The following is a 6,828-nucleotide window of genomic DNA, read 5'->3' as shown; positions in this document are numbered from 1 at the left end:
ACTACCGCTATCATTCACAGGCTTTCGTACGGCGTGTGATAACAAATCGAAACTTGTGAAGTTCAACGGGTCGGACAGCGGCGCAACGTTTACGTACCCCGCGTACCCTGCGTATCCCTGTATCCTCGTCCAACCCGACTCACGGATCATTCGCTTAAACAGCTCGTGATAGGCCCACGCCCGGGTTGGGTCTTCTCTTAAATGCTGGCTGTATTGAATGTCTGAGACGCGAAAATAAGAAAGCGTCCGGTCAATCATTGCCAGATTACCGGTACGCAGTAACTTGACGTACATGGCCAGGTCGCCGATCGTATACATCACTTCGCCGTTCAGCGACATTAATTCGTCGCCAAATGCCAGGACGTCAGCCCTGCGGCACATGACGCTTGAAGGCTCTCCAATGAAGTTGAAGATATACTGGCCGAGGAATGAGACTAGCGTTTTACCTTCCAACACCGAGCTTTGGGGGAAAGGGAACATGAAGGCTAAGTCATTGGGACAAAAATTGTCCTTTTCATCAATGAACTGACGACGGGACGACGCGAGCGCGATATCAGGGTTGTGTTCAAGTACATCAACCAACAGGCGCACGCAATCAGGAACGATAATGTCATCGTCATACAAGAACTTGATGTAATGCCCCTTCGCCTCGGCAATACAGCGTGCTGCGTTCTTGATTTCACCCAGCCGCACGTCGTTTCGGAAGTAACGAATGGGCCAGCGGCAAACCGCACGTTTGCGCTCGATGATGTCGGCAATTTCCTCGGTGGGGCTATCATCACAAATCACGATTTCAATTTCATCATGATTTTGCCGCATGGCGCTATTTAAAGTGGCTTCGAAGAAAAGCGCTTTATATGCAGGAATAACGATGCTGACCAGTCGAGAAGCGCTCATACGAATACCTATTACTTGAAAAGGGAAGCCACCACGTCGATTAATTGTGTTTTTTCTGACCGACATGCAATACGGATTGTTGGGTAATACCGTGCTTGGTGAAGGTGCCGTCACCAAAGTCGGTCGTTGCAAGGGACGTCACCTGAAAACCGCCATTACGCAAACGCTGCAAATAATCCTGCTTGGCATAAAGACGCACGTGGTCGTCTTGACCAAAGCGTGCCCATCGTTCGTCGACATTTTTCTCAAACGGGTCTTCATCCGTTTCTAAGGCGGTCAGCAGCAGAGGCACCATGAGAATGGCGGTCCCGCCTGGCGCAAGGACGCGATACAACTCTGCGATAGCCTTTGCATCATCCAAAACATGTTCCAACACATGGGAGCACACGATGAAATCAAATGTGTTATCCGAATAGATGTGCATGTCCATGATGTCGACAATGTCATCAGCCAAGGGGGAGAACAGGTCGGCGGAACGGTAAGCCACATTCGGAATGGCGCGTAAAAATTTGGACAGCACCGGCGCTGGAGCAATATCAAGAATGCGCATGGGGCGGTCGTTGGGTCGCGTCAGCAGTTGTTTGACGAACAGCGCGTACATGCGGTCGCGGTCTGATGCGGCGCAGACTGGGCAGCTGTATTGACCCAGGTTGAGTGTTTCGAAATCTTCTAATGAGTAAAAAACATTTAGCCGATGGAAAATATCGAAAAAGCCGTTTGGCAGCGGCAGAAAGTTGGGGAAGCGCGAGGAGCAGACGGGGCATAGACGCATGTTAAAAAGTCTCGCTGGCGGCGGTGGTAATGATCTGAATGACCCTATCGATATCGTCGTCAGTCAAGCTGTCAAAGATAGGCAGGCACAGTATTCGATGTGAAATGTCATCGGCGAATGGCAGGTTGGTTTTGCGCGCGGATTCAAGGCCCCGGTACATGGGGAATTCGGTAATCAGCGGATAAAAGTACCTGCGTACCAAAATATTCTGCTCACGAAACCGCTCATACAATGCATCTCTCGATACGGCAAAACCCGGGCCCACAAGTATCGGGAAATACGAGTAATTGTGCCCTTCCGTTACTGTCCATGCCAATTCAAGCCCTGGCACCGCAGATACCGCTTCTCGATAAATACCGTCGACTCGCTTTCTTCTGTGTAGTGCCGCGTCTATGTGCTTGAGTTGCAGCAGCCCAAACGCTGCATTTATTTCGCTCATCTTGCCGTTGATACCTGGGGCGACCACGGTGACTTCGTCAGCAAAACCAAAGTTTTTCAGATAGTCGATGCGCTGTTTCGTTTTCGCATCAGGGCAAACGATCGCTCCACCTTCGAAGGTGTTGAAGACCTTGGTGGCATGAAAACTGAGTATCGACATATCGCCGTGGGTGAGAAGGCTTTGGCCCTTATGGCGGACCCCAAACGCGTGCGCGGCATCATAGATAACTTTTAGTCCGTAGCGATCAGCGATTTGCTGGATACGGTCAACGTTGCAAGGGATGCCGTAGCAATGGACCGGCATAATCGCGGTGGTCGCAGGCGTGATAGCTTCTTCGAGCCGGTCAGGGTCGAGATTGTAGGTGTGCGGATCGATGTCGACAAATACGGGCTTGACGCCGTTCCACAGTAAGGAGTGCGCGGTCGCCACGAATGAATAGGGTGTGGTGATGACTTCGCCGCTGATCCGTAACGCCTGTAGCGCGGTGACCAGGGCTAGCGTCCCATTGGCAAACAATGAAAGGTACTTGACCCCTAAGTAGTCGGCCAATTCTTTCTCAAGTTGTTCGTGGAAAGGTCCGCCATTGGTAAGCCGCTTAGTCCGCCAGATTTCTTGCAGGTAAGGGATGAAATCTTCCAGTGGCGGTAGTAGCGGGCTTGCAACGGGGATCAGGCTTTTCATCAGCTGCCATACTCTTGCTCATTCAAGGAAGATCGCGCAGCGAAGCAATGTGACGTTGCACAACCTGCGTCTTTTTATCGACTGCCATAAAAATGGCAACCCACTAAAGACGGATTGGGAAGTAGCAAAAAGTCGGCCAGATCGCAATTTTTGAGTTGAAAAAAGGGCCGCTACGGTGGGCGCGGAGTCAACTACTCTTGCAGTGCTTGAAATGTCGAACGGGTGATGCGTATTTTATACAGGTTGCCGTTGAACGGCGGGTGTACTTATCAGGGATTTGAATCATGACGGTTGATGACCACAGTCCACTCGCGCAGCGGTTGGCAGGCATTGATGAGATTGAATGTGTAACGCCCGACTTGAACGGCGTGCCGCGGGGCAAAGTGATGACCGCCGAAGGCTTCCTCCAAGGGCGGCGCCTGCAATTGGCCCGGGGGGTATTGCTGCAATGCATCATGGGGGGTTATCCACCGGCGCGGTTTTACGGCAGTGACGACGGCGACTTGGCATTAGTGTCAGACTCGGCGCAAATTCATCGGCTGCCTTGGAGTGTTCAGCCTCGGGCGCTGGCGATCTGCGATGCCGACGATTTAGCGGGAGGAGGCTCCAGCCTTTCGACCCGCGTTCAGTTAAAAGCGGTCATCGCACGCTATGCCGCTCGCGGGCTGGCGCCGGTAGTTGCGACTGAACTTGAGTTTTTCGTGTTTGCGCCCAATGCCGATCCAACCCAGCCGTTCCAGCCTCCCACCGGTTTGGACGGTCGTCGCGAGGACGGCCACTCGGCGTTCAGCATCAGTTCCAACAATGGCCTGCGCCCTTTCTTCGCCGAGGTTTATACGTGCATGGCCGCACTGGGGTTGCCCCGCGACACGTTCATGCATGAAATGGGCGTCAGTCAATTTGAAATCAATTTGCTGCATGGCGATCCTTTATTACTCGCCGATCAAACGTTTTTGTTCAAGCACCTGCTCAAGGAAGTCGCGCTTAAACACGGTCTGATTGTGGTGTGCATGGCCAAACCGTTGGCGCACACTCCGGGCAGCTCAATGCACATTCATCAAAGCGTGGTGGACCTGCATTCCGGTAGCAATGTGTTCAGCGATGAGCACGGTAATGAGACGGCGATGTTCAAGCAGTTCATCGGCGGTCAACAAGCGGCCATGGCGGACTTCACCGCATTGTTTGCGCCAAACGTGAATTCTTATCAGCGCTTGTGCCATCCGTACGCGTCACCCAATAACGCCTGCTGGTCCTATGACAATCGCGCGACGGGTTTGCGAATTCCTGCCAGTGCGCCGGTGGCAAGAAGGGTGGAAAATCGCCTGCCCGGTGCGGACGCAAACCCCTATTTAGCCATTGCCGCGAGCCTCGCAGCCGGCCTTTATGGTATTGAGCATGAACTGCAACCCACCGACGCTATCCAAGGCGAGATTGAAGTGCCGGATGATTTGTCGTTGCCATGTACCTTGCATGCCGCTTTGGAACGTCTGAAACGCAGTCAGTTGGCCAAGGAGCTGTTCGGGGCTGAATTCATTGACGGCTACATCGCGTCCAAGAGCATGGAGCTGACCAGTTTTTTTGACGAGATTACCCCTTGGGAACGGCGTGTGTTGGCCGCTCAAGCTTAAACCTGCTTTTGGAGTTGCCCGGTCGGGTAACTCCTTACCTTCTATATGGAACGTCTGGCACCAATGCGCCAAATCTGGAAGTCTTTTCGAGCGCTTTATTTCGCTTCGCTGATGATGCTTATCGGCTCTGGTTTGTTAAGCACCTACCTGGCCTTGCGCCTGGGGGCGGAACACGTTGACGGTTTGTGGGTGGGCGGGCTGATGGCCGCCAACTACTTCGGTCTGGTGCTGGGCGGAAAAATTGGCCACCGGCTGATTGGTCGCGTCGGTCATATTCGTGCCTATGCGACGTGTGCGGGTATCGTCAGCGCCGCGGTGTTGGGGCACGGGTTGATCGACTGGTTGCCCGCCTGGCTGTTCCTGCGGATGATCGTCGGCCTGGGAATGATGTGCCAATACATGGTGATCGAAAGCTGGCTCAACGAGCAGGCCCAGGCGAAACAGCGGGGCGCGGTGTTCAGTGGGTACATGATCGCGTCCTACCTCGGCCTGGTGCTAGGGCAGTTGATTCTGGTTATCCACCCTGCGTTGGGGCCTGAATTGCTGATGCTGGTCGCGTTGTGTTTTGCGCTGTGCCTGGTGCCGGTGGCGATGACCCGCAGTATTCACCCGGCGCCGATGCACCCTGCACCGTTGGAACCACGGTTCTTTTTGAAACGTGTGCCACAGTCGCTGAGTACCGTACTGGCGGCTGGGCTGATCATCGGTTCGTTTTACGGTCTGGCGCCGTTGTATGCCTCGCAGCAGGGCCTGCCGACGCAAGAAGTGGGTTTGTTCATGGGTAGCTGCATTTTGGCCGGGCTGTTGGTGCAATGGCCGTTGGGGCGTTTGTCTGACCGTTACGATCGTGCGGTGCTGATCCGTGCATTCGCCGGGGCGCTGGCGTTGATTGCGTTCCCCTTGGCAATCATGCCCCACGTGCCGCTGGAAATGCTGTTCGTGGTCGGCTTCTTCGCGTCGCTCATGCAGTTTTGTCTTTATCCCCTGGCCGTGGCTTTTTCCAACGACCATGTGGAGGGCGAACGTCGCGTGTCACTGACCGCCATGCTGCTGATGACTTACGGTATTGGCGCCAGCATTGGTCCGTTGGCGGCGGGTGTGCTGATGAAAATGTTCGGCAGTAACATGCTTTATGCCTTCGTTTGCTCGGCTGCACTTCTTCTTGCATTGAGGATTCGACCGAAAGCGGTAACCAACTTGCACCAGGTAGAAGACGCACCGCTGCACCACATTGCTATGCCAGACAGCATGTCCAGTTCGCCGCTGGTGGTGGCATTGGACCCCCGGGTGGATGAACAGGTGGTGCAGGAGCAAATGCAAAACCCGGTGGAAGACCAGCCGCAGCCGGAAGAGGTGCCGGAGAAAGAGACTGTTGAATGATTAGTTCTGCGGTTTTGCTGTTCTACGGTATGTGTTAATCAGCAGTGCCCAGGACCTTCATTGCAAACGAGTATTCCTCCTGATGGCTGGCGACCACTGCGCTACCGTCGGCATTCACCCAGCCGCGAAACATGCCCAGGGTATTAAATGGCGCGCTGACCTTGCCTTGGCCGTCGATAGCAATGGCACCAGCCCCCACGCCCTGTTCACGGAAGGTGCCCATGATCAGGTGCTGCGCGGCTTCTTCAAGGCTCTCGTTGCCGTAGAGCATCCGGGCCGCGATATCGTGGGCAAATACGTGGCGGATAAACAGTTCGCCTTGACCCGTCCCGGAGACTGCGCACACGCCATCACGAGCGTAAGTGCCGGCGCCGATTATTGGACTGTCGCCTACGCGGCCAACGGGTTTGTTAGTGTAGCCGCCGGTGGAGGTCGCTGCCGCCAGGTGCCCTAGACTGTCCAATGCCACAGCACCCACCGTTCCATGCTTTTCTGCTTCTCGGGCGGATTTCAAGGTTCCCGCTGTTTGGTGCTCGCGCATTTTAGTCAAGGCTTCGATTCGGCGCGGGGTGGTGAAGTAATCCGCTTCAACACAGGTCAGTCCCTGACTCAGTGCATAAGCGTCTGCGCCGTCACCGGTCAATAGCACCGCGTCACCGCCTTCCAGCAAAAGCCGTGCAGCTAGAATCGGATTGCGAATATGCCGCGCCGCGCACACGGCCCCGGCGGCCAGCGTTGCGCCGTCCATAATCGAGGCGTCCAACTCATGTTCGGCGTTTGCATTTAATGCAGCGCCGTATCCAGCGTTGAAATAAATCGAATCTTCCATGACCACTACGGCAGCTTGCACGGCATCCAGCGCCGAACCCTGACGTTGCAGAATCGCCCAGCCAGCGGTCAACGCCGCCTGCAAGTCGTCCCGCGCCGCTTGCCATTCCTGCGGGCTCATTTCATGTTTCGCCATGACGCCGCAACCGCCATGCAATGCCAACGCTACCGGGCTGTTAAGTGCGTGCATCGAAATAATCTCC

At 54.8% G+C, this 6,828-nt stretch carries 6 protein-coding genes; 2 read left to right on the top strand and 4 right to left on the bottom strand.

Going from position 1 to position 6,828, the window contains the following annotated elements:
* From JWR17_RS13885 to vioA, 3 genes are all read right to left on the bottom strand, one after another.
* Positions 1-897, bottom strand: an 897-nt coding sequence (locus JWR17_RS13885; RefSeq protein ID WP_299832368.1) for a glycosyltransferase family 2 protein, incomplete at its 3' end; no start/stop codon positions are given.
* Positions 898-937: 40 nt separating this feature from the next.
* Complete coding sequence (locus tag JWR17_RS13880) at positions 938-1,669, bottom strand: class I SAM-dependent methyltransferase (RefSeq protein WP_299832366.1); 732 nt, start codon at positions 1,667-1,669, stop codon at positions 938-940.
* A 1-nt stretch (position 1,670) separates the two neighbouring features.
* The gene (gene vioA, locus JWR17_RS13875) at positions 1,671-2,789 is read right to left on the bottom strand and encodes a dTDP-4-amino-4,6-dideoxy-D-glucose aminotransferase VioA (RefSeq protein WP_299832364.1); all 1,119 of its coding nucleotides are present in this window, start codon (positions 2,787-2,789) and stop codon (positions 1,671-1,673) included.
* A gap of 386 nt (positions 2,790-3,175) precedes the next feature.
* On the opposite strand from vioA, the gene JWR17_RS13870 reads away from it, so the two are divergent.
* Both JWR17_RS13870 and JWR17_RS13865 read left to right on the top strand, forming a co-directional pair.
* Positions 3,176-4,417: a glutamine synthetase family protein gene (locus JWR17_RS13870; RefSeq protein ID WP_299832381.1), complete on the top strand. Its 1,242-nt coding sequence runs from the start codon at positions 3,176-3,178 to the stop codon at positions 4,415-4,417.
* Positions 4,418-4,480: 63 nt separating this feature from the next.
* Entirely contained in the window at positions 4,481-5,797 is a 1,317-nt protein-coding gene (locus tag JWR17_RS13865) for an MFS transporter (protein WP_299832361.1), read from the top strand.
* A gap of 34 nt (positions 5,798-5,831) precedes the next feature.
* On the opposite strand, the gene JWR17_RS13860 is transcribed toward JWR17_RS13865, so the two are convergent.
* Positions 5,832-6,815 carry an isoaspartyl peptidase/L-asparaginase family protein gene (locus tag JWR17_RS13860; RefSeq protein ID WP_299832359.1) on the bottom strand — a complete coding sequence of 328 codons (984 nt, stop codon included), beginning with the start codon at positions 6,813-6,815 and terminating at the stop codon, positions 5,832-5,834.
* Positions 6,816-6,828: the final 13 nt, after the last annotated feature.

The sequence above is a fragment of the Pseudomonas sp. genome (assembly GCF_028293835.1).
Lineage (GTDB): Bacteria > Pseudomonadota > Gammaproteobacteria > Pseudomonadales > Pseudomonadaceae > Aquipseudomonas.
This window is presented reverse-complemented; position numbering and strand designations above follow the sequence as displayed.

Coding starts and splice junctions, on each gene's coding strand:
- vioA (WP_299832364.1), bottom strand. CDS start 2,789: ATGAAAAGCCTGATCCCCGTTGCAAGCCCGCTACTACCGCCACTGGAA.
- JWR17_RS13870 (WP_299832381.1), top strand. CDS start 3,176: ATGACCGCCGAAGGCTTCCTCCAAGGGCGGCGCCTGCAATTGGCCCGG.
- JWR17_RS13860 (WP_299832359.1), bottom strand. CDS start 6,815: ATGCACGCACTTAACAGCCCGGTAGCGTTGGCATTGCATGGCGGTTGC.
- JWR17_RS13865 (WP_299832361.1), top strand. CDS start 4,481: ATGCGCCAAATCTGGAAGTCTTTTCGAGCGCTTTATTTCGCTTCGCTG.
- JWR17_RS13880 (WP_299832366.1), bottom strand. CDS start 1,669: ATGCGTCTATGCCCCGTCTGCTCCTCGCGCTTCCCCAACTTTCTGCCG.